The following is a 21,256-nucleotide window of genomic DNA, read 5'->3' as shown; positions in this document are numbered from 1 at the left end:
TTTAGGCGCAGAAGGCGGTTCCGGCTCTGGCTCATGAAAACCTCCTAATTTTTCTTGGCCGCTCGATGCGGTCAATGATCTTGAAAAATACGCTGGTGCAGGCGCACACGCCGACGAGGGTGAAAAAGCAGATCATGTATCCCCCTTTAAATGCGCGGAAATATCATTGACAATTCCGTGGAGTTGGTTAATAAACTCATCAATGCCCTCTGGATGCTGCGGAATTTCCACGCTGATTTCTGCTTCCGGTTCCCCGTACTCCTCCCTTTCGAAGCACATAACGTAACGGGAGCCATAGATTTTATAGGTTAGCGTTTTGCTTGTTGCCATGCAGTCCCCTTTCAGAATTTAATTAGAATGTACCCGACCACCAGAACCACCACCGGCATTGCGTCAGCCAGCAACGGATGCACCCGGAATGCTTCAACGATAATCCGATCAATCATCACTCAGTGCCTCCATAATCAGGTCCCGCAGTTCATCGGGCGTAATGTCTTCCATGTCAATTTCGCTCAAAATCCACGCGCCGGAATCTTCATCCGCAGAAAACCCGTCAACGAGGATGTACTGATCTTCGCTTGCGTCAATCCGTGACATTTCATTGATGGCCTCTTCAATGCTTGCGAAAGTACCCAAAAGATACTCACCGCAATAAAGATTGATTTCGTAAATTTTACCGTTTTCGACCACCGGGAAAGTGTGCATAGGGCCTTTTTCAATTACGATGTCGCGGTCCTGATTAATAATGAATTGCATATAAATACCTCCAATTGTTTTTACCTGCGCGGGGAGGTATCGGGTGTGGAAATTTAGAGCAGCTCCGGAAGCCGGTTCGTGCTATTCTTGCGATTGTACGCATTCAGGATTTGAACTGCGTATTTGCGATACCCGGAAGAAGTGGAGACCAGCCCATCGCGAATGATTTTTTGCGGAGATACGTCCCCCAACTTGCGAACAAGCGTATTGATGCGGTACTTGCCTCGGTACGCCACCATAAAGAGACACAGGCCGTTAATAATCTCCCTGCGGAAACTATCCGGTTCCCCTCCCCATGCTTCGCGAAGAACCTTGCAGTACTCCGAATACTGGAGTGGGTCACCGATCTTGCGCCACGCATCAAACATAGATGTGACGGCAACAACCTTGTTTTTTGCATTGCCCTTCGTCCAGTCGATGCGGATTTGGTTGCCCTCTGTGCTATGTACAAATTCCGTTACCTCGGGGTCGCCGTAGTTGTACATAACCCGCAACTTATCCTGAGTTTCAATTGCGGACTGCGTGCCGTTCTGGAGAAGAAATAGGTCTGCAATCTCCGAAAGCGTCAGCCCATAATAGATTTTGCACTCAACCAGTAAATCGCGTCCGCCGTTCCGGGCTTTGAGAACTTTCATGGTCATTTGCCCATCGAAGCAATAATATTTCCCGTTGACCACACCAACCTTGACAGGGTTCACCAGATACGGATTGAAAGACTTGAGAATCTTGCGGAACTGCGCCTGTCGGCTTTCAACGTTCCGCTGGCCCAGCGGGTCAACCAGAATGTTTTTGGTGTTGACTTGACTGTACTTGTAATCTGCGATATACTTCATTTCAGCAACTCCTTAATTTTTTTGATCGCCGTTTCTGCTTCCGACAGAGCGGCGGTCGCTTTTTCTTTTGTCGCGGGATTTTTGAGCATTACGGAGTGGACTTCAAGCGCCGCCGTGAAATTAAATGTGAATGTATCCACAATTGCCAATAACTCTTCCTTGAGATCGTCGCCGTTGTACTCGTTGCCATCGGCGGCGGTATCATCCGGTTCAGATGCAGCCCCGTGCATGGCGCGAACAGCTGGATTGAATGCCGCCTTGATTGCCGCCTTATCGTTATCCCTGATAGCCTCTACGGCCTTTTTGCGTTCCGGCCCCTCCATCTTGGGGAGGGATGCTATAACGGATTTCGGGGCCTTGATAGTGCCGGTCAGGACGGAATCTTTAAATCCGGGGGCCACCTCGTCGGCGGAATCAAGGCCGCGCGAAAACTCAACAGCGGATTTGACAGCGTTCTCCGTAATCCCGTGAGCTTTAGCCACCACGGCACGGGTCTTTGGCGACTTTCCCGGCAAGTGGTGGGTTTCGCCACCTGCGGTGAATTTGCCGGAATCGTCTCTTTCGGTCCCTCTGTCACCGCCAGTGCTTTTTTTCTGCGCGTCGTATTCCTGCGCGATAAGAACCGCCCTCTGCTCTTCGGTGATGCTCCTGCGGCCTAATTGGTTTTGGCACATCCAGACGATAGCGGCCCATTTGTCCGGAAAGTCCATTGCCGTGGTGGTGTACGGAATCTCCGGATGCTTCTGGATAATGGCCCATCTATTGTGGCCATCTATGATGGTTTCTCCCCAGACAACGAGAGGGTCACGGACTTTCTTGTCCTTTACAATGTTGTCCTCCAACTGGCTAAACTCCTGAGCGGTCAGAGGTGGGATTTTGTCCCGGAACTCCGGGTCAATTTTAAGCTGCATATTGATTGACCTTTCGTGGTGTGGTAGGATTTGCTAAGAGAGGAGTGAGATCATGGAACCCGAGGAACTGAATGTAATTTCCGCAAACATAACAATTGTTTCTTCTATAGTTGCAATCGCTGCTGTGTCCATCTGTTCAATTTTGACCGCCGTTATAACTCAACGCGGAGCCCGGAAGTCCAAACAAACTGAACTGATCTTTCATGAAATGGTAACCGCATACTACAATTCCATTGAGGCCTTTGACGCATTTTCGTATTCCTACGACTTGGAATATTCAGACAACCTTGCCGCACCACTTGCGCGAGCTCTTTTGTTTGCCTCGGAAGATACGCGGAAATTGCTTTCCGAATATGCACAAATGATCACTGCCGAATCAGTCAGGCGAAGGGTCTTCCCAAGCAGTGAACCCATCTCTGAAAAAGAGGACATGAGAAAAGTATCCGTCGCAATGAAAATGAGCGCGTGCCGACAGAAACTTTTAGATTCCATGCAAAAAGATTTAAGAGAGTAAATCGTTTATCATAACCGCCAGCAGCATCGTTGTCAGCGCAAGCGGTGGGCCTGCGAGAAGCCATACCCTTTCATCCCAAGGGTTCTTCATAATGAGGTTGCTCGTGTACAATGCGGAAATCATATAGAAAAACGACATTGCCAAATAAACCAGAAGTCTCGCTGTAAGCAAAGCGGGCATTCTCCTTTCTCTTGCTGGATAAAATCGCTTGTTGTAAAAATCTCCCTTTCGCGGTAGAATGGCGGCGAAAGGAGGTGAAAAACATGAATAAAACAGATAAGGAATTGGCCGTCGAGCTTGCTATCGCAATCATGCAGAACTGGACCGCTGCCGAGCATACAAGTGCGATAAAGCCGTCCGATGCGATTGGAATAGCAAATAACTGTTATTCCGCCATCAAGGGCTGGAGTTGACGCTGCGCATACAGTTCATGCAAAAGGATCGTAAGCGCCGCAATCGATTGATTTGCTGATTCCACACTCGCAAGCGATACGCCGTCTTTGCTGAGCAGCTCCACCTGCTTAGTGAGGGCGGCAATCGTCTTTTTTCTGAGTTCTTCCATGGCTTTCTCCTTTCATTTCGTTGGTATGTAGCCGGGTATTACCTACGAATTTTCGTGATTACAGGCGCTTTCCCGGTTGATCGGGAGCCTGTTTTAGTGGGGGCTTGATTCTCCAGTTCATGCAATGCATCCTCCGGGATTCGCCAGCCGCCCAGCTTTATGGCGCGGAGCCTGCCAGAACGGAGAGCCTCATACATAACATTGCGGGATACGCGCAAGCGCTCAGCGGCTTCTTCGGCGGTGAGGTATCTAGGTCCACTACTTTCCATAGTCCGCCCCATCCTGATTGCCCAGCAATTTGGAAACAAAATACTGCTGCCCGCGCCCGGTCACTTTAGGTGTTTTGTTGACCGTCGTGTGTCCGTCGGAATGAGCGATGGAGGTTTCCTTGATTTCAAACAAGCCCAATTCCATTGCCCGCTGTGTTGGCATATTGTAGTCACTGCCGCGCCGGCGGATAAGGTAACCTTTGGAGCGGAGCCAGTCAAACAAGCGGTTTTGTCCGACATCCACGCCGTTTTGCTTGAGCAGTTTCGCCATCTCTCCGATCAGGATTGAAGTCTTGGAGGTGCTGACTGCATCGGCAAACAACACCTTGGGCCGGTCTGCCGCCGCCTGTTCTTCCAACTTGTGAATCCGCCTGTCTGCAATTTGGAGCGCCCGGGCCATGACCTTTTCAGGGCTGTTCCAATCCTTTTCAAGTTGGAGAAAATATTGGCGGGCAAGTTTGCCCTTCTCATTGCGCTGGAGCATACAGATTTCTTTTGCCATGTCGAGGGACATGATGGCATCGTCCACAGTTCGGGAAACCATTCTGCCGCCCTCGTTTTGAACCCGGTCATTTTTGACCACGTTGAAATCTGAACCCTCTGTGAACCCGTATTCGCACATTCTTGGGAACCAGTGGCGGTAGTCCGCGCCTGCTCCTACAAATTCATGCAGTTCACGCGCTGAAACAAGCGGGCGGTCATTGTTGTATGTAACTTTGATAAGTTCGTGCATGTGTCTCCTTTCATAATTCGATGTTGAGAGCTGCCGCCAGCGCTTTTGCAATCGCTTCGCTTTCGCGTGCGCCGCACATAAACGCTTCGATGGTCTTCTTGCGGTATCCGGTCATACTGGCGAGGTCTGCATTTGTGAGTTTCCGCAATTTCTTTTGCTCTGCGACCTTGCCGCAAAAAAGCTTATAAATGAATTTCACCTCCAAATCACACGAAATATGTAAAAACGGTTTGACAAGTTACATTAAATGTGATATTGTGATGCTGTTGGGACAACACAATACTTTTTTACCGAGGCTTTTTGAAATCGGATTTTCAAAAGGTCTGGTTTGTTGTTGCCTAAGTTGCCAAATCTTTCTTACAAAACACACTATATCACCTCTTGGATGTGTTTTCAATACAAATATTTTTATTTGTGTGTTTTTGTCAAATCTCACAAATGGAGTGCTATTTTTATGGATATTATTTTGCAAAGGATTATTGAATTAATTGGAAAAAAGCATGGAGCGACAAAGGAACTGGCTGAGGCGCTAGGGATATCTCCGAACAACATAACAAACTGGAAAAACGGTTATAACAAAGGCTACCCGAAGTATCTCCCTCAAATAGCTGGGTACTATGGGGTTTCTGTCGATTGGCTTGCTGGACTGTCGGACGAAAAAGAATATAAAAAAATCCCCGCCAGTGAAATCACCGACGGAGACAGAGAAAATGCTATTGATGTTTTGCAGGGGCTTACCTCTGATGAAATGGATATTGTTCGCGCCTATGCTCAAGGTGTAAAAGCAGCGCGTAGACGGAAGTAAATTCCGCCTCGTTTAAGCCTGAGACAAATTCTCTTGCATTATCTTTCGTTATGTATCGTTCTTTTGCTTCCTCTCCCCCACGGAGCGATTCACCGTAGCATCTATCCTGTTCCGATATCATCCAGCCGCCCTCCAATTTTTAGAACATTTGTTTTATTTCGTGAGGCCAGTATAGCATACAAGAATCTTGCTGTAAATTGTCTTAATTTACAATTTATATGTGGTTTCTTCTATACCTAAGTTATACCATAAATTTCTGAAGAGTCTGTCGAAACGCGGCGAATTTTATGTTCTGATTTCAGAACAAGCCTATACGACAAATAGCCCGTCCACGTTGCATCGGAGCGCGCGGGCAAGCATTATAGCTGCGGCAACTCCCGGCTCCCGCTTCTCGTTTTCAATTTCGCTTATCGTGCTGGCAGGCACGCCGCTGATCTCCGCCAGCTTGCGCACGGTCAGGCCCGATTTCAACCGGCGCAGTTTTACGTTGTTTTTCAAGGCAACCTCTCCATGGCATTTTGTGGTAGGTTGCCCCAAAAATGAATAATGTATCCACTCCGCCGGAGGACGGTAATAAATAAAAAGAAGGTGCTTTCTTGGAGGGGTTCAATCAAGCGCATGATCCAGTCCTACCGACTAGGGACTATACTGGAGTTGTCAGTATTGGCGGAAAAGATTTAAACTGTGCAGTTTTGAGCGATGGGACTCGTGTATTTACCGCTAAGTCGGTTTTCGAAGCATTTGGAAGACCAAGGAGAGGCCGTGCAAGTGGGGATCAAAGAGCAGCCAACATGCCATCTTTTATAGACGCAAATAACCTAAAGCCTTTTAGCGACAAGGCTTTTGGTTGCGGATCAGAATTTTCTATGGAGGTAAAGTATACATCGGCATCGGGTAGGCGCGTTTATACTGGATATCGCGCAGAAATCCTTCCACTAATTTGCGATGTATACTTAAGCGCGAGAGATGCCGGGGTTTTGACAGACTCTCAAAAACCATTATCAGTTGTTGCTGATATATTGATGCGCTCTCTTGCGAAGGTTGGAATCGCGGCACTAATAGACGAAGCAACAGGTTATCAATATGATCGAGACAGAGACGAACTTCAGCGCTTACTTTCTGCTTATATTAGCGAAGAGTTCTTGCCATGGACAAAGCGATTCCCGGATGAATTTTACATTCAAATGTTTCGTCTAAAGGGTTGGGAATATAAAGGAAAAGCGAAATCCCCGTTAGTTGGAAAGATTACAAATGAAATTGTTTACGAGCAGCTTCCGCAAGGCGTTCTTGATGAGCTAAAAGAAAAAACTCCTAAAGATAGCCATAGTGGGAACAGAACTAAGAGATTCCATCAGTCGTTAACTCCTGATACAGGAATTCCTCATCTCGACAAACACATCGCGAGTTTAATCGCGCTAATGCGAGCCTCCGATACTTGGGACGGATTTTATAAACTGTTCTGCAAAGCGTATAATATGGATGTCCAGCTTGACATTGGAGACATACCTAATGCCAAAGATGAAGATGGAAAATAACGCCCGTGCAGTTTAGGCTCTGATGAAAAATAAAAAACCGCCCCGGTGTTAGCGCGCCGGGGCGGTATCAGTTACGGAGGAAAGCTCATGGCGCGGAAAGAATATCTAACCAAGACAATCACGCTTCCCGACGGAAAGCGCAAATACATTACCGCCAAATCGCAGGAAGAACTAAAAGAAAAGACACTGACCGCAAGGATACACCTTCGGGCCGGAGTCGATTTAAGCGATCAAACAACGGTAGGTGAATTGGCGCAGCTTTGGTTCGACGTTGAAAAAAGGCCATCCGTCCGTGAATCAACGGCAAATTTCTGGGCCGGGATTATAGATCGGAATATCCTCCCGTATCTTTCAAACCGCCCAGTTCGCGACGTACTCCCAATCCAGATACACAGTGTAATGAATGCCGCCAGCGAAAAAAGCCAGTCAGAGTCCCGCCACACACTTCAGGCTTTACGCGGAATGTTTAATATGGGCGTAGACAATAATTTGATTGTCAAATCCCCGGTCCCAATTTCGATGAAAGCCGGTGGGACTCCTACAAAGGAAAAGGAGGCGCTTACGGAAGCGCAGGAGCGTACGTTGCTCAATGCAGTGTCAGGAACCCGCGCCTTTCTGTTCGTCCTTCTAGGGCTTAAGACAGGGATGCGGAGAGGGGAAATTCTTGGTCTTAAGTGGGACTGCGTCGATATAGAAAACAATGTAGTCAGCGTGCGTAGAAATCTTGTTTATCTTAAAGGGAGGGCAATACTGGAAGACTGCGCGAAAACGAATGCCGGGATTCGAGATATCCCTATTCCTCCAGAGGTTTCAGATGCACTAGCAGTGGAAAAGTCCATTACAAATAGCGAATTTGTTATTCACAGCCAAGACTTCGAAATGGCGAGCCAGTCTTCCTTTCGAAGTCTTTGGGGAATCGTTGCTGCCAGATCTGTTCGCACCGACTCTGCCGACTCAATCGGAACCCGAAGACACCCCGATGTCAAAAGAACGATTGATTTTGAAGTCACCCCGCATCTACTGCGCCACACTTACGCTACGCGTCTTTTTGAGCGCGGGTTGAAAATGACCGAGGTTCAATACCTTCTTGGACACGAATCCCCGGATATCACCATGAAAATTTATGTTCATTACTGCGAAGCACAAAACCGGCAATCCACATTTAAAAAGGCTAGGCGCGCAATGACATCAAAGTAAGTGGATGCGCGGCCTTGCTTTGTACCACCCTTGTACCACATTTTTTGATGCAAAACGTGGTACAACCCGTTAAAACCAGTCAATCCACATCCGTTCTCGCCAATACTAGGAAATAGAAAAACCCTTGAAACTCAATGGTTTCAAGGGTTTTTTCTTGGTACGCCCGGCTGGATTCGAACCAGTGGCCTTTAGAGTCGGAGTCTAACGCTCTATCCAACTGAGCTACGGGCGCATACCTGCCATTTAGAAACAATCAAACAGCAAAAATTAGTATAACAGGTAATTCCATAAAAGTAAAGCCCCGTTACAGAAAAAAATTTTCTTAAAAAGATTGTTAAAAAAATTGACATTATTCCTGTTTTGGGCTAAACTATCATTTGAGAAATATTTAACGGATTTTGTCAAAGGAGGGGTATCCCTTTGAAAAAAGAAAACATCTCCGACGCCGTAATCCGGCGTCTTCCCCGATACTACCGCCAGCTCAACAGCCTGCATAACAGCGGCGTTGTGCGCATTTCCTCCCACTCTCTGGGCCAGGAAATGAACATTACCGCCTCCCAAATCCGGCAGGACTTCAGTTGCTTCGGCGAATTTGGGCAGCAGGGCTACGGCTATAACGTAGAGGAGTTGCGGGCGGAAATCGGCCACATTCTGGGCGTGGACAAAAATCATCATCTTGTCATGATCGGTGCGGGTAATCTTGGCCATGCCCTTTTGCAAAACTTCCCCTTCTCTCAGACCGGCTTTACCGTGGACGCCGCTTTTGACGTGGACCCAACCCTTGTGGGAACGAGCATCAACGGCGTTCCCGTCCGCTCTATGAACGAGCTGGACTCGTTTATCCGGTCTCATCCGGTGGACGTGGTGTCGTTGACCATTCCCCAGCACGTGGCGCAGGAGATGGCCGACCGGCTGATTGCGCTGGGCATTCGCGGCTTCTGGAACTTTACAAACATTGAGCTGTCCAGCACGGACCCCGTGGTTCAGTTTGAAAACATCCACTTCGCAGACAGCCTGCTGACGCTGAGCTACCGCATCGCAAACCGCTGAGCCGCTCTGGCGCGTGAAAGGAGTTCCTATGAAAAAACGGGCGCTGCTTCCCGCGCTCTTTCTGCTGCTGTCGGCCATGGTTGGCTGGTACGCCGCCGCAGCAGGCGGCGGGTCCGACGATCCGCTTGTCTCCCTCTCTTATTTGAACGGGACTTTTACCGACACGGTGCGCCAGAAGGTTAACGAGCTGGGTTCTGGTACGTCCGCTGGTGAAACCTCCGGCGCAGCCGAATGGACGGAAGCCCGGCTGAAATCCGGGGATGTGCTCTCCGGATCCACAGGCGCGTTCGTGCTGCCGCTGGCAGGAGAGATCGGCGTCATTTTTTCCTCCGGCGCGGTGGTGGACGCAACCACCGGCACGGAAATTTCCTCCGGCTCCGCTCTGCTCCCCCGGCATCGCTATCTGGTGGCGGAGAACACGTCCGCCGCTTTTTCGGTGAAGGGGAAAACCGCTGTGCTGTCCTATCAGGGACCCAGCAGCCTTTCCTATTCCTCCACCACGGACTACAACGCCATGGCGTCCGCCCTGAAGGCGGTCCGCCTGTTCCGGGGCAGCCTCACTGGCTACGGCGAGGGCTTTGATCTGGAGGTATCCCCCACGCGGCTTCAGGCCCTGATTATGTTCATCCGCCTGTTGGGTGAGGAAGACGCGGCGCTGGCCTATACCGGCTCCACTCCCTTCACCGACATTGAGGCCGGGTCCGAGCCCGCGAAATACGTGGGCTACGCCTATTCCAAGGGCTATTCCAACGGCTATACGAAAACCACCTTCCGTCCCGGACAGAAAGTAAACTCCTATCAATATGTAGAATTTGTCCTCCGGGCGCTGGGCCACAGCTCCACAGGCACCACGGACCTGACCGGGACGCTGGACCGGGCGGCAGACTGCGGTGTTCTGACCGCTGCGGAGCGCACCGTTTTGTCTAAAGGTTCATTTCTGCGGGCAGATTTAGTCTATGTCTCTTGGTACGCGCTGGACGCGGAGGTCGCCGGTACGGGAGGGACCTTGTGCCAGACTTTGCTAAACCGGGGCGTTTTCACAACGGAGGAGCACTCCTTCGCCAAAGCAATGATCTCCTCTTCCCGTCTTTCGTAACACACAACCGAGGCCCGCATACTATGGATTGAGACTGATACATGGTCGGTCTACGATTTCATAGGAGGTCCAATTATGTGTAATAACGGCTTCTTTGGCGGCGGGAACTGCTGCTGGATCATTATCCTCATCCTCTTGTTCTGCTTCTGCGGCAACGGCTGGGGCAGCAACAACAACTGCGGCTGCAACAGCAACTGCGGCTGCAACAACAACTGCGGTGGCTGCGGCTGCAACAACAACTGCGGCGGCTGCAATCCTACTCCCTGCTGCTAATTTAGCGAAACCCCTTCATATTTGCCCCAACGCCCCCGCACCTCAGGGTGCGGGGGCGTTGGAGCATTTATTTTCGGCAAAGCCGTTATTTTCTGGACTCGCTGACACATCTTTGAATCTCTGTGCCAAAATAAAAGCTGATAACCACGGTAAAGACCGTCATAAATTCTCGCTCGTTGATATCTCCCCGAATCGCCAGCACGGCAAAAGTTCCGGTGAGCAGGAACGTCACAATGCTCTTCACATCGATCAGCTTGATAAGCTTTTCTTTCACGGAGTATCCCTCCCCAGCCAGTGTATGCGGACTGGTGCCGGTGTGTAACGCAGGGGAATTTTCAGTTTTTCAGGCTGTGAAGCGGAGCGGGAATGCGCCCGCCCCGGGCGATGAAGGCGGCGGCGGACTCCGTGTGGACCGGCATCACCGGCGCACTGCCAAGCAATCCACCCATCTCTACGGTGTCTCCCACCTTTCCGCCGGGAACGGGCAGGATACGCACGGCGGTGGTTTTGCAGTTCACCATGCCGATAGCCGCCTCGTCCGCGATGATGGCGGAAATAGTGTCCGCGCTGGTATCGCCGGGTACGGCAATCATGTCCAGCCCCACGGAGCACACGCAGGTCATGGCCTCCAGCTTGTCAATGGTCAGCGTCCCGGCCCGAGCGGCGGCAATCATCCCCTCGTCCTCGCTGACGGGGATAAACGCGCCCGAAAGTCCACCCACGGAGGAGGACGCCATCACGCCGCCCTTTTTCACCGCGTCGTTCAGCAGAGCAAGCGCCGCCGTAGTTCCATGGGTACCGCAGGTTTCAAGTCCCATTTCTTCCAGAATCCGGGCCACGGAATCGCCCACAGCGGGAGTAGGTGCAAGGCTTAAATCCACAATGCCAAAGGGTACTTCCAGCCGGCGGGATGCTTCCTGCGCCACCAACTGGCCCATGCGCGTAATGCGGAACGCAGTCTTTTTTACCGTCTCCGCCAGTTCGTCAAAGGGACGACCCCGGACGGCCTTCAGCGCACTGCACACCACGCCCGGGCCGGAGACGCCCACGTTGATCACATGCTCGGCTTCGCCCACCCCGTGGAAGGCCCCGGCCATAAAGGGGTTGTCCTCCACGGCGTTGCAAAACACCACCAGCTTGGCGCAGCCAAGCCCGTCCCGGTCAGCCGTTCGCGCGGCCGTCTCCTTGACAATGCGGCCCATCAGGGCTACCGCGTCCATGTTGATGCCCGCCTTGGTGGAGCCCACGTTGACGGAGGAGCAGACCAGCTCCGTGGAGGCCAGCGCCTCGGGAATCGAGCGGATGAGCTTTTCGTCCGCCTTCGTCATTCCCTTTTGCACCAGAGCGGAATATCCGCCGATAAAGTTCACGCCGCAAGCCCCGGCCGCCCGGTCCATGGCCAGAGCAAAAGGCACGTAGTTCTCCGTGTCGGAGGCTCCGGCCATCAACGCCATGGGCGTGACGGAAATCCGCTTGTGAACGATGGGAATGCCAAATTCCCGCTCAATGTCCTCTCCGGTTTTCACCAGCTTTTCGGCGGATTTCGCAATCTTTTCATAAATCTTTTGGCAGGCCCGCACGGGGTCGGGATCGCAGCAGTCCAAAAGCGAAATGCCCATCGTGACAGTGCGGATGTCCAGATGCTGCTGATCAATCATCTCAATGGTGGAGAGAATGTCCTTTTGATTTAACATAGCCTCTCCCTCAAATGCGGTGCATGGCGTCGAAAATTTCCTCCCGCTGAATGCGGATGGAGATATCAAGCTGCTTGCCCAGAGTGTCCAGCCGTGCGCCCAGCTCCCCGATGGGCACGGGAGCCTTGCCCACGTCCACCGCCATGACCATGGTGAAGCTCCCCTGCATGATAGTCTGCGTGATGTCCAGAATATTGACGTTATTCTCTGCCAGAAGCGTGCAAACGCCGGCAATAATGCCGACTTTGTCCTCCCCTACCACCGTTACGATTGCGTTCATTTGTATCTTCCTCTCTCTTGTTTTTGCGCAGGCCGCGCCGCGCCGTTCCTCTGTAAAATTCCATGCAAAGCAAGGAAAGGGCCGCCCATCGGCGCCCTTTCCCCCGCGTGCCGTCAGCACGGAATGGTTGCCATGGCCGCCACGTCCGCCGGGTCCAAAAAAGGCCCGAAGGCAGGCGGCAGGAAAGTCAGCATGATGAATAAAATGCCCATCGCCACCGCCAAAACCATCCAGATGGAGCGATCTCCCTTGGAAAGGATTCCCCTCTGGGCCAGCGCCAGCGCCATGGCCGACAATACAATCCACGTCAGCAAATACGCCCCCGGTCCCGGCCTGACGGCGCTCATCACCCAGAAAATCAGGACGGCGGCTAACGGTGCCAGCGTAAGCCATGGAAGCCGTTCAGAGAATTTTCCGCCGTCCCGCAAAGGGATGACCGCAGCCAACAGCAGCGGCCAGAACAGCAGCTTCCCAAGCTCCCACGGACTTGCAAACCGAGGCGTCAGCACGGCAAAAACCGGGTTGCTTCCCGCCGAGCGAAGCAGTAATAAAAACAGCCCCGCCAGCAGAACCGTCATAAAGCGGATGGAAAAATGCGCAAAACGATTTTTCATAGGACGACTCACCTCCCTGAGACTTTATGCGCCCCAGAGAGAAATCAGAACCGCTTGGTCCCTTTCAGGCCCCGTCGCTGTGAAAATCAGGTTTCGTCGAAGAATTTTGCGTGGATGGCACGGACGGCCTTATCCACATCCGCCTCGTCCAGCAGGACGGAGACGCGGATTTCGGAGGTGTTGATCATCTGAATGTTGATGCCCGCCTCATACAGCGCCTCAAACATTCTGGCGGCCACGCCGCAGTTGCTCATCAGTCCCATGCCCACGATAGACACCTTGCCGATGTGTTCGTCGGTGTTGATGTGGTCGAATTTCAGCGCCGTCTTGTGCTCCTCCAGCAGCTCCACAGCCTGCTCCACGTCCTTTTTGTGGACGGTGAAGGTGATGTCCTTTGTGTCTTCCCGGCCGATGGACTGCAAAATTACGTCCACGTTGATGTTGCCCTTGCTCAAAAGGTCAAAAACCTGAAACGCCACGCCGGGGTTGTTTTGCAGGCCCACCAGGGCAATGCGGGCAATACTCGAATCCTTAACCACGCCCGCGATATTCGTCTTTTCCACTTTCGTAACCTCCTTGATGGTCGTGCCAGGTTTATCTTCCAAGCTGGACACAACCTGCAAATTCACATGAAATTTCTTTGCCAGCTCCACGCTGCGGTTATGAAGCACCTGTGCTCCCTGACTTGCCAGCTCCAGCATTTCGTCATAGGTAATCTCGCTGAGCTTTTTGGCGTTTGGCACGACCCGGGGGTCGGTGGTATAAACGCCGTCCACATCCGTAAAGATCTGGCATAGCGACGCATGGAAGGTAGCCGCCAGCGCCACGGCGCTGGTATCCGACCCGCCCCGGCCCAGCGTGGTAATGTTTCCGGCGCGGTCGATGCCTTGGAAACCCGCCACCAGAACGATGCGGCGCTGGTCCAGCTCGGACTGAATCCGCTCCGCTTCTATCCGCTTGATGCGAGCCTCACCGTACACGGCGGAGGTCTGGACCCCCGCCTGCCACCCTGCCAGAGACACGCAGCGCAGGCCGCGCCGCTCCAGCTCCATGGCGCACAGGGAAATGGAAATCTGCTCTCCGACCGACAGCAGCATGTCCATCTCCCGGTTGGAGGCACGGGGATTAATCTCCTGCGCCCGCTCAATCAAATCGTCAGTGGTGTCGCCCTGAGCGGACAGCACCACGATCACATCGTTTCCGGCCTGATAGGTCCGCTCGATAATCTCAGCCACATGGCGGATGCGCTCGGCGTTTTTCACCGAGCTGCCGCCGAATTTCTGCACAATCAAACTCATTTGCTTTAACCCCTTCTCCTCTGGATAACCGGTCAATCAGTTCCGCTCAGCCCAGCACCCGCAGCCGGGCAAGCACATTTAGGCGTTCGGATTTTTCCAGCGCCTCCCGCAGGGGAATGGAATCCGTCAAAAACCCGGTTTCTCCATCCTCGCTGAGTACCTCCACCTGACCGAAGGCCATCGCCGCGTCCATCAGGCTGCCCTCAATGCGGAAATAGAAGCGGGTAGACACCTCTGCGGGGTCTACAAACCCGTCGGGGTCGCCGCCCCAGCCAAGCCCCTCCTGCCGGGGACTGCGGCGCAGGCTCTCCATCACGTCCGACACGCAGGCCGAAGCCGTGGGCAGCTCCCCCGCGCCCCTGCCGTAAAACATCACCTCGCCCACGGCGCTGCCCCGAATGTCCACGGCGTTGTAAACGTCCTCCACGTTGGCAATCGGATGATCCTCCGGCACCAGATGGGGCGCGACGTAGGCAGTGCGCCCCCCGCCGGGCATCCGCAGACACCGGCCCAGCAGCTTGATGCGGTAGCCCGCCCGCTGGGCCACCTTCACGTCTCGGAGGGACAGCTTCGTGATTCCCTCCATGGGAACGTCCTCCGGCCGCACCTGCGCGCCGAAAGCCAAATCCGCCAGAATGCAGATTTTTCGCCCCGCGTCAATACCCTGCACGTCGGCGGTGGGGTCTGCCTCGGCATAGCCCTTGGCCTGCGCTTCCCGCAGCGCATCGGAAAAAAAGGCGCCGGTGCGGACCATGCGAGTGAGAATGTAGTTGGTGGTACCGTTGAGAATCCCGAAAATCTCGTCCACCCGGTTGGCGCACAGGCACTCCGTCAGCGGGTGCAGCACCGGGATACCGCCGCCCACGCTGGCTTCAAAGAGATAGTTCACGTTGTTCTTTTGGGCCAGCTCCATCAACTCCCAGCCCTTTTCGGCCACCAACTGCTTGTTGGCGGTCACCACATGCTTGCCCGCTACCAACGCCCGCTTTGTGTATTCATACGCCGCCTCTGTCCCGCCGATTGTCTCCACCACCACGCGGACTTCATCGTCCCGCTCAATGGTTGCAAAATCGTCAGTCATAAGCTGGCGGTAGGGGCCGTCCTTAAAATGTCGGACCAGAACGGACTTCACACTCAGTGGCTCCCCCAGCTTTCGCTCGATCTGCCGGTCGTTTTCCGCCACTACCTTGGCTACGCCGGTCCCTACCGTGCCAAGGCCCAAAATTGCAATCTTACTCATGGATCGATCCTTTCGCTGTTTTTATCCGGCCAGCACCTCAAACCGGACCACGCCCTCCACTTCGGAAACCTGCTCCAAAAACGCCTCCAGCGTCATCTCCATGTCCGAGGTTTCCGCAGACACGGTGACGGCGGCGCAGCCGTTGGTGGGAATGCTCTGGTTGATGGTCAGGATGTTGGCGCCCGCCCCCGCGAAACCTGACAGCACACGGCTCAGCACGCCCGGCGCGTCCTTCAGCATTCCGTAAAACGTGATGATGTGCTCCGATTTCAAATCGTTGAAGGGCTGCACGGAATCCTTGTACTTATAGAACGCGCTGCGGCTGATGCCCGCCAGCCGGGTGGCGGCGCCCACAGTGTTTACCTCGCCGGTTTGGATCATGCGCTTGGCTTCGGCCACCTTCACAAAAATCTCCGGCAGGGCGTCCGCCGCTACAATATAGAATTTGACCTCTCTGCCCATTTCGTCCGCCTCCCATGGTCATTTGTCCTTGCACTTTGATTAGTTTACCATAGAAGCCAACAGGTTGCAATGCACAAACACAAGAATTTCTCCGTCCTCCGGGAAAATTTTTCGGTGAAATGTCCATACCTCACGGCCTGATTTCACAAAACGGCTAAAATTAATTTATTCGATGTCCTCGGGTGTTCTCGCACCATGGATTTCACGCCTGCCTTTACCCGCGAAACTGTGCGCCTTTGGTTCCGCACAAATGAAAAACCGCCGCACAGCCGTGCGGCGGTTTTTGTACTGGTCAGTTTCCCGTGTTCCAGACGTTGTTAATCCAATCGTCTATCCCGGAAGAAGGCTCGGAGGGCTCTGTTGGCAGCGTGGGTTCTGTCGGCGAAGTCGTTCCGCCGCCGGAGCCGCTTCCGCCGGGCTCAGTCTTCGGCGGCGGGGCAAGCCCCGTGTCTCCTCCATCTTCAGGAATCGTCGTTTCCCCTTCGCCGTCGGGGTCGGTGGGCAGGACGCCATCCTGATGAACCGGACAAGGCGGAATCACAACCGTTCCGTCCTCCAACTTTGTCTGCAGAGAGCCAATCAGATAGGCGTCGTCATCCGCCTTGATGCTGGGGCCGTAGTCCACACGGGTATAGTCCAGCAGGGCAACCGGCTTCACGTTGGAAGCAGGACACAGCGGCGTGGCCAAAACCTTGCCCTCGGTGCAGTAGTCGTAGAACTTATGGAGATTGCACTCCTCCACCGGTGCGGTGCCCGCCGCTACTTCAACCTCCCGCACGCGGCTGCCCCGCAGGTCCGAAGCGCAGGCATCCGTAACCCGAAGGCCGCTGTCGGCGCACACGGTCACCTTAACAAGGCCGCTGCTGGGCTTGGTGAACGACTTGTTCTCCTGCTCGTCCGCAATTTTCTGCATAACCTTCTGCCACATAGAAGCAGCGGGGTTTCCGGAATAGCTGATGCGCTCGGGCTTGTCATAGCCGCACCAGACCGCCGCGGCATAATAGGGCGTGTAGCCCACAAAATACCGGTCTTTATTGTCGCTGGTGGTGCCGGTCTTACCGGCGCTGGTCATACCGGAGAGCTTATACCGGGAAGCCGTGCCTCCGTTCATCACGCCCTGAAGCAGTTGGTTCATGAAATAGGCAGTTGTTTCCTTCACAGCAACATGGGTTTCCGTCTCGTTGTCCAGAATCACATTGCCATTGCTGTCCTCCATCTTCGTGTAAAGACGGGGGGAGTTGTACACACCGCCGTTGGCAAACACCGCGAAGGCCGCAGCCATTTCCTCGGTTGAAACACCGTAGGTCAGGCCGCCCAGACCCAGCGCCGCCGTGTTGATGTCGTCCGCCACCAGATCCAGATTCTCCTTCTCCGTGGCAAAATCAAAGGAATTTTTGACCCCCAGCTTCTCGATTACCTGCACGGCCACGGTGTTGACGGAGTTTGCAACGCCGTTTGAAAGGGTTGTCCAGCCCTTATAGCCCTGCGGAGAGTTTTTCGGCCACGGGTTGTCGTTCAACAGGCGCACGGGATAGTCATCAAATGTGGATGCCATGGTAACCACTCCGGCGTCCAGCGCCGGGGCATAAACCGTGATGGGCTTGATGGCGGAGCCGCACTGCCGCTTGCCCACGGCATAGTTCCAACCCAGATTATCCAGCTTGGCGCCCACCTTTCCCACCATGCCCTTTACATTGCCGGTGGCGGGGTCCACGATGGTAATGCCGGACTGAAGGTCCTGTCCGCTGGAGGAGGTCACGTCCAGATTGGCGCGCTCCTGATACACGGACTCTGCAATTTCCTGAATATGCGGGTCCACGGTGCAGTAAATCGTATAGCCGCCGTTGTAAAGCCGCTTGCGCGCCGCCCCGGTGGTGATACCAAGCTGCTTGGCAAAGTCCTCGGAGACGTCCAAAATCACCTTGTCCACAAAATAGGAGTTGATGCCGGTGGAGGTTCCGCCGCTTTTTTCAACGTTGTCGGCGGCAACCAACTCCTGGGCGGAAACGGAGCCGTCGGTAAACTTCAGCTCCTCGTTCGCCGCCTGATCGTATTCCTCCTGGCTCAGGTATCCCAGCTCCAGCATCTTTTTCAGGATATTCTGCTGGCGGTCCCTGTTCATCTCCCGGGCCGTCTTCTTCACGCCGGTTTCCTTGTTGGTGATGACGACGGTAGACATGGGCCCGTACAGCGAGGGATTGTTGGTGATGGCAATGATGCTGGCGCACTCCGCCGTCGACAGCTCCGACACGTCCTTGCCGAAGTAAAACTGCGCGGCGGTCTGCACACCGTAGCACTTCTGGCCCAGATAGATGTGGTTGAGATACAGCTCCAAAATCTCTTCCTTGGAATACTTTTTCTCAAACTCCAGCGCCCGGAAAATTTCCCGTACCTTGCGGTTCACTGTATTGTCGTCGTCGTGGGTCATGTTCTTGAGCAACTGTTGCGTAATTGTAGAGCCGCCGAATGTACTGCTGGTGCGGAAAAACAGATTTGTCGTGGCCCTGGCGGTTCGCAGCCAGTCCACGCCGTGGTGACCGAAGAAACGTTCATCCTCGATCGACACTGCCGCCTCCCACATGGTCTTGGGAATCTGGTCGTAATCCACCCAGATACGATTTTCGTCACCGTAAATCATCTGAAGTTCTTCCCAGTTCCCCGTCTCGCTGTTCTCATACATGATGACAGAGCTGAGGTTCATGGTATAGTCGTCGGCATTGATGTCCAAAGCGGGCGTCAGCGTCGTTTTCACATAATACATGAAAATACCGGCAATCATCGCGCCGGAGAGAATGCCAACCAACAGCAGGGTCCGGACCACAAACCAGATTGTATCCATCGGATTTTTTGCGGACCTGCGGCGGCGGCGCTCGTGGGGCTGGGACGATTCCCGGTGTCTGCCGTGCTCTTCCATTGCAGAACACCTCCTTTTCCTTAGTTCAGGGGAGCAGCCGATTCACCCTCTCTTGGCAAAACGGCTGCACATAATACGGCATAGTATCTTTCATTTTACCATTCCTGTCAACACCAAAATTGTCGCTTTTTTCTTGATAAAAGTTCCTTAATTCAGGAAAAATTTTTATATGCAGGAAAAATTACCTGCCTCGAAATTTCATTTTCCCACGATTTGCACACCTGATACACTTGCATTTTTTCGATGGAGCGGGTACAATACATTCAACGAAACTAACCGTAAGGAGGCACCTCTATGAGCGAGGAATTTAGCCCCACTTTTGTCACCATCACCGATGAGGACGGAAACGATATCGAATTGGAACTCGTGGATGCGCTGGAGCACAACGGCCAGAAATACATGGCTTTCTTTCCCGCTGAGACGGAGGACTCCGACGAAGAAGATCCCGATACCGGTCTTGTGATTCTGAAGGTTCTGACAGAAAACGGCGAGGAGATGCTTTCCACCTTAGACTCCGATGAAGAACTGGAAGCGGTGTACGATTTGTTCATGGAGGCCCTATTTGAGGACGAGGAGGACGAAGACTCCTGACGTTCTTCTTTCCGTACCCATGATGTAACTGTACACAAAAAACCCTGCGCGGTGCGTGATAGGCCTTTTTTAACCCACATTTCGTTATAAGGGACGCCGGATCAGACCGTGGTTCGCAGGCCTCCCGGCTGCTGTTTGCGGCTGGATGTTGGAAGCGATAAAGCGTGCTGGAGGCGACCCACCTGTCCGTAAAGGTGCAGGTTATAACGGGGTCTACACGGCCGGGCGGGGTGATTTTATTTTTAAAAATTTCCCTGACCGGATTTTTAAACAAGATGTGCCGTATTCTGCGTCTCGCTGCCCGCCAAAACGGGCAGCGGGGCGCTTGCTTTACGGTGCGTTTTCTGTGAACGCCCACGCTGCCGTAAAAAGCAAAAATACCGCCGCTATAAGAAACCGCCGTCTTCGCAGTCTGGCACCCGCCAATGGATTTTGATTTGCCGCTCCGGCGGCGAAACGCCGCACTTCTTTCCAAAGAAACGCACAGCGCCCGACCGCGCTGCGGCCGGGCGCTTTTTTCTCCGTTTAGGTGGACTTTACTTATAAATTTCAATCGATGTAAAGCAAAACCATTTGTCAGTACATTGATTAGCTGAGACGAAGAATTTCCTTCTTCAGCCGCTGGATAATCCGCTTTTCCAGCCGCGAGATATAAGACTGGGAGATGCCCAAACGGTCTGCCACCTCTTTTTGTGTTCGCTCCTGTCCTCCGTTCAGTCCAAAGCGCAGGGTGATGATCTCTTTCTCTCGGGGCGAAAGAATTTTCAGAGCGGAGGTCAAAAGACTTCGGTCCACGTCGTCCTCAATGGGGCGCATTACCACGTCCGCGTCCGTTCCCAGCACATCCGAGAGAAGCAGTTCATTGCCATCCCAGTCAGTATTCAGCGGTTCGTCAAAGGAAACTTCCCCCTTCCGTCCCGCGTTTTTGCGCAGATACATCAAAATTTCGTTTTCGATGCAACGGCTTGCATAGGTTGCTAGCTTGATATTTTTATTGGGGTTATAAGTTTCCACGGCCTTAATCAGACCGATTGCTCCAATGGAAATTAAATCCTCGATGTTGATTTTAGTATTTTCAAAGCGGCGGGCAATGTACACCACCAGACGCAGATTGTGCTCAATCAGTTCCTGCCGCGCCTCCGTGTCCTCAATGCGCGATAAAAGCTCCGTCTCCCGTTCCCGAGTCAGGGGCGGGGGCAGTGTGTCGCTGCCGCCGATGTAGTGGACGGGCGTCCGGGGCAGCAGCCCCAAGCGGCGGAGCAGCCTTTTGAATGTTTCCAGCCAATGCGGCATGTTCTCGGTCCTCCCTTTCATCTTTATCGGCACGGTTTATATCCCTCCAGTTCGCCCCAGAGAGCGTCGCAGCCGTCCCCCACCGAGGTGGGCGACAGCGCCAGAAGCAGCCGTTCCTGCCGCTTTCCGTTGACGCTGGCCCAATCCAGACGAACCGCCAGCAGCAAACCGCTTTCTACTCCCACCGCGCTGTACGGCAGCAGGCGGAACCGCGCGATGTCGGCGCCGGCGCCCGCCAGCCGCTCCATCGTCTGGGCGGGGGCGCGAAGGGCGGGGGGCGTCAGCAACGGGCCCAGCTCCGCTGGCCAGAGAGACTTGAGCTTTTCCGCCGAGGCC

At 53.4% G+C, this 21,256-nt stretch carries 27 protein-coding genes, 1 tRNA gene, 1 other RNA gene and 1 pseudogene; 10 read left to right on the top strand and 20 right to left on the bottom strand.

Translation table 11 applies throughout. From position 1 onward, the window contains the following. Positions 1–132 precede the first annotated feature (132 nt). From RTK01_RS09680 to RTK01_RS09665, 4 genes are all read right to left on the bottom strand, one after another. A complete protein-coding gene (locus tag RTK01_RS09680; RefSeq protein ID WP_312280766.1) occupies positions 133–330 on the bottom strand; it encodes a hypothetical protein in 198 nt (65 codons plus the stop codon). A gap of 108 nt (positions 331–438) precedes the next feature. Continuing rightward, positions 439–756, bottom strand: coding sequence for a hypothetical protein (locus tag RTK01_RS09675; protein WP_312280765.1), 318 nt, complete (start codon positions 754–756; stop codon positions 439–441). 53 nt (positions 757–809) lie between these two features. Further along, complete coding sequence (locus tag RTK01_RS09670; RefSeq protein ID WP_312280764.1) at positions 810–1,589, bottom strand: DUF6551 family protein; 780 nt, start codon at positions 1,587–1,589, stop codon at positions 810–812. Continuing rightward, on the bottom strand, positions 1,586–2,431 hold the full coding sequence (locus RTK01_RS09665; RefSeq protein WP_312280763.1) for a hypothetical protein: 846 nt from the start codon (positions 2,429–2,431) through the stop codon (positions 1,586–1,588). Before RTK01_RS09665 ends, RTK01_RS09670 begins: the two co-directional genes overlap by 4 nt. Before the next feature lie 121 nt (positions 2,432–2,552). Between RTK01_RS09665 and RTK01_RS09660 the strand changes: the two genes are divergently transcribed. Together RTK01_RS09660 and RTK01_RS09655 are read left to right on the top strand one after the other, a co-directional pair. Then, entirely contained in the window at positions 2,553–3,014 is a 462-nt protein-coding gene (locus RTK01_RS09660; RefSeq protein ID WP_312280762.1) for a hypothetical protein, read from the top strand. A gap of 263 nt (positions 3,015–3,277) precedes the next feature. Beyond that, entirely contained in the window at positions 3,278–3,427 is a 150-nt protein-coding gene (locus RTK01_RS09655; protein ID WP_312280761.1) for a hypothetical protein, read from the top strand. Here RTK01_RS09655 and RTK01_RS09650 read toward each other — a convergent pair. The 4 genes from RTK01_RS09650 to RTK01_RS09640 are packed head-to-tail and all read right to left on the bottom strand — an operon-like array spanning position 3,400 to position 4,777. Then, the gene (locus tag RTK01_RS09650; RefSeq protein WP_312280760.1) at positions 3,400–3,576 is read right to left on the bottom strand and encodes a hypothetical protein; all 177 of its coding nucleotides are present in this window, start codon (positions 3,574–3,576) and stop codon (positions 3,400–3,402) included. The two genes, RTK01_RS09655 and RTK01_RS09650, sit on opposite strands and share 28 nt — an antisense overlap. A 38-nt stretch (positions 3,577–3,614) precedes the next feature. After that, positions 3,615–3,845: a helix-turn-helix domain-containing protein gene (locus RTK01_RS16855; protein WP_397352641.1), complete on the bottom strand. Its 231-nt coding sequence runs from the start codon at positions 3,843–3,845 to the stop codon at positions 3,615–3,617. After that, a complete protein-coding gene (locus RTK01_RS09645; protein ID WP_312280759.1) occupies positions 3,835–4,629 on the bottom strand; it encodes a phage antirepressor KilAC domain-containing protein in 795 nt (264 codons plus the stop codon). The genes RTK01_RS16855 and RTK01_RS09645 overlap by 11 nt, the downstream gene beginning before the upstream one ends. Further along, positions 4,589–4,777, bottom strand: a complete 189-nt coding sequence (locus tag RTK01_RS09640; RefSeq protein ID WP_312280758.1) for a hypothetical protein — start codon at positions 4,775–4,777, stop codon at positions 4,589–4,591. Before RTK01_RS09640 ends, RTK01_RS09645 begins: the two co-directional genes overlap by 41 nt. A gap of 255 nt (positions 4,778–5,032) precedes the next feature. Between RTK01_RS09640 and RTK01_RS09635 the strand changes: the two genes are divergently transcribed. Continuing rightward, the gene (locus tag RTK01_RS09635) at positions 5,033–5,383 is read left to right on the top strand and encodes a helix-turn-helix transcriptional regulator (protein ID WP_312280757.1); all 351 of its coding nucleotides are present in this window, start codon (positions 5,033–5,035) and stop codon (positions 5,381–5,383) included. Positions 5,384–5,692: 309 nt separating this feature from the next. Here RTK01_RS09635 and RTK01_RS09630 read toward each other — a convergent pair whose 3' ends face one another. Beyond that, a complete protein-coding gene (locus RTK01_RS09630) occupies positions 5,693–5,881 on the bottom strand; it encodes a helix-turn-helix transcriptional regulator (RefSeq protein ID WP_312280756.1) in 189 nt (62 codons plus the stop codon). Positions 5,882–5,979: 98 nt separating this feature from the next. Here RTK01_RS09630 and RTK01_RS09625 point away from each other — a divergent pair, with 98 nt between their 5' ends. Together RTK01_RS09625 and RTK01_RS09620 are read left to right on the top strand one after the other, a co-directional pair. Next, positions 5,980–6,918: a P63C domain-containing protein gene (locus RTK01_RS09625; protein ID WP_312280755.1), complete on the top strand. Its 939-nt coding sequence runs from the start codon at positions 5,980–5,982 to the stop codon at positions 6,916–6,918. An 87-nt stretch (positions 6,919–7,005) separates the two neighbouring features. Further along, the gene (locus RTK01_RS09620) at positions 7,006–8,115 is read left to right on the top strand and encodes a tyrosine-type recombinase/integrase (protein WP_312280754.1); all 1,110 of its coding nucleotides are present in this window, start codon (positions 7,006–7,008) and stop codon (positions 8,113–8,115) included. A 155-nt stretch (positions 8,116–8,270) separates the two neighbouring features. On the opposite strand, the gene RTK01_RS09615 is transcribed toward RTK01_RS09620, so the two are convergent. Then, positions 8,271–8,347, bottom strand: a tRNA-Arg gene (locus tag RTK01_RS09615). A 188-nt stretch (positions 8,348–8,535) separates the two neighbouring features. Here RTK01_RS09615 and RTK01_RS09610 point away from each other — a divergent pair. The 3 genes from RTK01_RS09610 (at position 8,536) to RTK01_RS09600 (ending at position 10,534) form a co-directional block, all read left to right on the top strand. After that, a complete protein-coding gene (locus tag RTK01_RS09610) occupies positions 8,536–9,165 on the top strand; it encodes a redox-sensing transcriptional repressor Rex (RefSeq protein WP_312280753.1) in 630 nt (209 codons plus the stop codon). Between the two features lie 28 nt (positions 9,166–9,193). Then, positions 9,194–10,261: an S-layer homology domain-containing protein gene (locus tag RTK01_RS09605; protein WP_312280752.1), complete on the top strand. Its 1,068-nt coding sequence runs from the start codon at positions 9,194–9,196 to the stop codon at positions 10,259–10,261. A 75-nt stretch (positions 10,262–10,336) separates the two neighbouring features. Continuing rightward, positions 10,337–10,534, top strand: a complete 198-nt coding sequence (locus tag RTK01_RS09600) for a hypothetical protein (RefSeq protein ID WP_312280751.1) — start codon at positions 10,337–10,339, stop codon at positions 10,532–10,534. A gap of 85 nt (positions 10,535–10,619) precedes the next feature. Here the strand turns inward: RTK01_RS09600 and RTK01_RS09595 are convergent, their stop codons facing one another. The 8 genes from RTK01_RS09595 to RTK01_RS09560 all read right to left on the bottom strand — a co-directional run bounded on the left by RTK01_RS09595 (position 10,620) and on the right by RTK01_RS09560 (position 19,036). Then, positions 10,620–10,808: a hypothetical protein gene (locus RTK01_RS09595; RefSeq protein WP_312280750.1), complete on the bottom strand. Its 189-nt coding sequence runs from the start codon at positions 10,806–10,808 to the stop codon at positions 10,620–10,622. Positions 10,809–10,869: 61 nt separating this feature from the next. Then, positions 10,870–12,228 carry a PFL family protein gene (locus tag RTK01_RS09590; protein ID WP_312280749.1) on the bottom strand — a complete coding sequence of 453 codons (1,359 nt, stop codon included), beginning with the start codon at positions 12,226–12,228 and terminating at the stop codon, positions 10,870–10,872. Between the two features lie 10 nt (positions 12,229–12,238). Further along, a complete protein-coding gene (locus RTK01_RS09585; RefSeq protein WP_293009853.1) occupies positions 12,239–12,508 on the bottom strand; it encodes an ACT domain-containing protein in 270 nt (89 codons plus the stop codon). A 113-nt stretch (positions 12,509–12,621) separates the two neighbouring features. Next, a complete protein-coding gene (locus RTK01_RS09580) occupies positions 12,622–13,122 on the bottom strand; it encodes a hypothetical protein (RefSeq protein ID WP_312280748.1) in 501 nt (166 codons plus the stop codon). An 86-nt stretch (positions 13,123–13,208) separates the two neighbouring features. Beyond that, the gene (locus RTK01_RS09575) at positions 13,209–14,420 is read right to left on the bottom strand and encodes an aspartate kinase (protein ID WP_312280747.1); all 1,212 of its coding nucleotides are present in this window, start codon (positions 14,418–14,420) and stop codon (positions 13,209–13,211) included. Between the two features lie 46 nt (positions 14,421–14,466). Further along, the gene (locus tag RTK01_RS09570; RefSeq protein WP_312280746.1) at positions 14,467–15,660 is read right to left on the bottom strand and encodes a homoserine dehydrogenase; all 1,194 of its coding nucleotides are present in this window, start codon (positions 15,658–15,660) and stop codon (positions 14,467–14,469) included. Positions 15,661–15,681: 21 nt separating this feature from the next. After that, complete coding sequence (locus tag RTK01_RS09565) at positions 15,682–16,122, bottom strand: ACT domain-containing protein (RefSeq protein WP_293007491.1); 441 nt, start codon at positions 16,120–16,122, stop codon at positions 15,682–15,684. A gap of 292 nt (positions 16,123–16,414) precedes the next feature. Continuing rightward, complete coding sequence (locus RTK01_RS09560) at positions 16,415–19,036, bottom strand: transglycosylase domain-containing protein (RefSeq protein WP_312280745.1); 2,622 nt, start codon at positions 19,034–19,036, stop codon at positions 16,415–16,417. Positions 19,037–19,330: 294 nt separating this feature from the next. On the opposite strand from RTK01_RS09560, the gene RTK01_RS09555 reads away from it, so the two are divergent. Together RTK01_RS09555 and ssrS are read left to right on the top strand one after the other, a co-directional pair. Next, positions 19,331–19,627: a DUF1292 domain-containing protein gene (locus RTK01_RS09555; protein ID WP_312280744.1), complete on the top strand. Its 297-nt coding sequence runs from the start codon at positions 19,331–19,333 to the stop codon at positions 19,625–19,627. 38 nt (positions 19,628–19,665) lie between these two features. Then, positions 19,666–19,863, top strand: a non-coding RNA gene (ssrS, locus tag RTK01_RS09550) — 6S RNA. A gap of 352 nt (positions 19,864–20,215) precedes the next feature. Here ssrS and sigE read toward each other — a convergent pair. Continuing rightward, the gene (sigE, locus tag RTK01_RS09545; protein WP_293009980.1) at positions 20,216–20,920 is read right to left on the bottom strand and encodes an RNA polymerase sporulation sigma factor SigE; all 705 of its coding nucleotides are present in this window, start codon (positions 20,918–20,920) and stop codon (positions 20,216–20,218) included. Positions 20,921–20,943: 23 nt separating this feature from the next. Next, positions 20,944–21,256 (bottom strand): annotated as a pseudogene (locus tag RTK01_RS09540) (hypothetical protein); the annotation flags it as partial.

The sequence above is a fragment of the Oscillibacter sp. genome (assembly GCF_031978065.1).
Lineage (GTDB): Bacteria > Bacillota > Clostridia > Oscillospirales > Oscillospiraceae > Oscillibacter.
Note: the sequence above shows the minus strand (reverse complement) of the source record. Positions and strands in the feature narration are given on the sequence as shown.

Coding starts and splice junctions, on each gene's coding strand:
- RTK01_RS09680 (WP_312280766.1), bottom strand. CDS start 330: ATGGCAACAAGCAAAACGCTAACCTATAAAATCTATGGCTCCCGTTAC.
- RTK01_RS09675 (WP_312280765.1), bottom strand. CDS start 756: ATGCAATTCATTATTAATCAGGACCGCGACATCGTAATTGAAAAAGGC.
- RTK01_RS09670 (WP_312280764.1), bottom strand. CDS start 1,589: ATGAAGTATATCGCAGATTACAAGTACAGTCAAGTCAACACCAAAAAC.
- RTK01_RS09660 (WP_312280762.1), top strand. CDS start 2,553: ATGGAACCCGAGGAACTGAATGTAATTTCCGCAAACATAACAATTGTT.
- RTK01_RS09655 (WP_312280761.1), top strand. CDS start 3,278: ATGAATAAAACAGATAAGGAATTGGCCGTCGAGCTTGCTATCGCAATC.
- RTK01_RS09650 (WP_312280760.1), bottom strand. CDS start 3,576: ATGGAAGAACTCAGAAAAAAGACGATTGCCGCCCTCACTAAGCAGGTG.
- RTK01_RS16855 (WP_397352641.1), bottom strand. CDS start 3,845: ATGGAAAGTAGTGGACCTAGATACCTCACCGCCGAAGAAGCCGCTGAG.
- RTK01_RS09635 (WP_312280757.1), top strand. CDS start 5,033: ATGGATATTATTTTGCAAAGGATTATTGAATTAATTGGAAAAAAGCAT.
- RTK01_RS09620 (WP_312280754.1), top strand. CDS start 7,006: ATGGCGCGGAAAGAATATCTAACCAAGACAATCACGCTTCCCGACGGA.
- RTK01_RS09605 (WP_312280752.1), top strand. CDS start 9,194: ATGAAAAAACGGGCGCTGCTTCCCGCGCTCTTTCTGCTGCTGTCGGCC.
- RTK01_RS09600 (WP_312280751.1), top strand. CDS start 10,337: ATGTGTAATAACGGCTTCTTTGGCGGCGGGAACTGCTGCTGGATCATT.
- RTK01_RS09590 (WP_312280749.1), bottom strand. CDS start 12,228: ATGTTAAATCAAAAGGACATTCTCTCCACCATTGAGATGATTGATCAG.
- RTK01_RS09585 (WP_293009853.1), bottom strand. CDS start 12,508: ATGAACGCAATCGTAACGGTGGTAGGGGAGGACAAAGTCGGCATTATT.
- RTK01_RS09580 (WP_312280748.1), bottom strand. CDS start 13,122: ATGAAAAATCGTTTTGCGCATTTTTCCATCCGCTTTATGACGGTTCTG.
- RTK01_RS09575 (WP_312280747.1), bottom strand. CDS start 14,420: ATGAGTTTGATTGTGCAGAAATTCGGCGGCAGCTCGGTGAAAAACGCC.
- RTK01_RS09570 (WP_312280746.1), bottom strand. CDS start 15,660: ATGAGTAAGATTGCAATTTTGGGCCTTGGCACGGTAGGGACCGGCGTA.
- RTK01_RS09565 (WP_293007491.1), bottom strand. CDS start 16,122: ATGGGCAGAGAGGTCAAATTCTATATTGTAGCGGCGGACGCCCTGCCG.
- RTK01_RS09560 (WP_312280745.1), bottom strand. CDS start 19,036: ATGGAAGAGCACGGCAGACACCGGGAATCGTCCCAGCCCCACGAGCGC.
- RTK01_RS09555 (WP_312280744.1), top strand. CDS start 19,331: ATGAGCGAGGAATTTAGCCCCACTTTTGTCACCATCACCGATGAGGAC.
- sigE (WP_293009980.1), bottom strand. CDS start 20,920: ATGCCGCATTGGCTGGAAACATTCAAAAGGCTGCTCCGCCGCTTGGGG.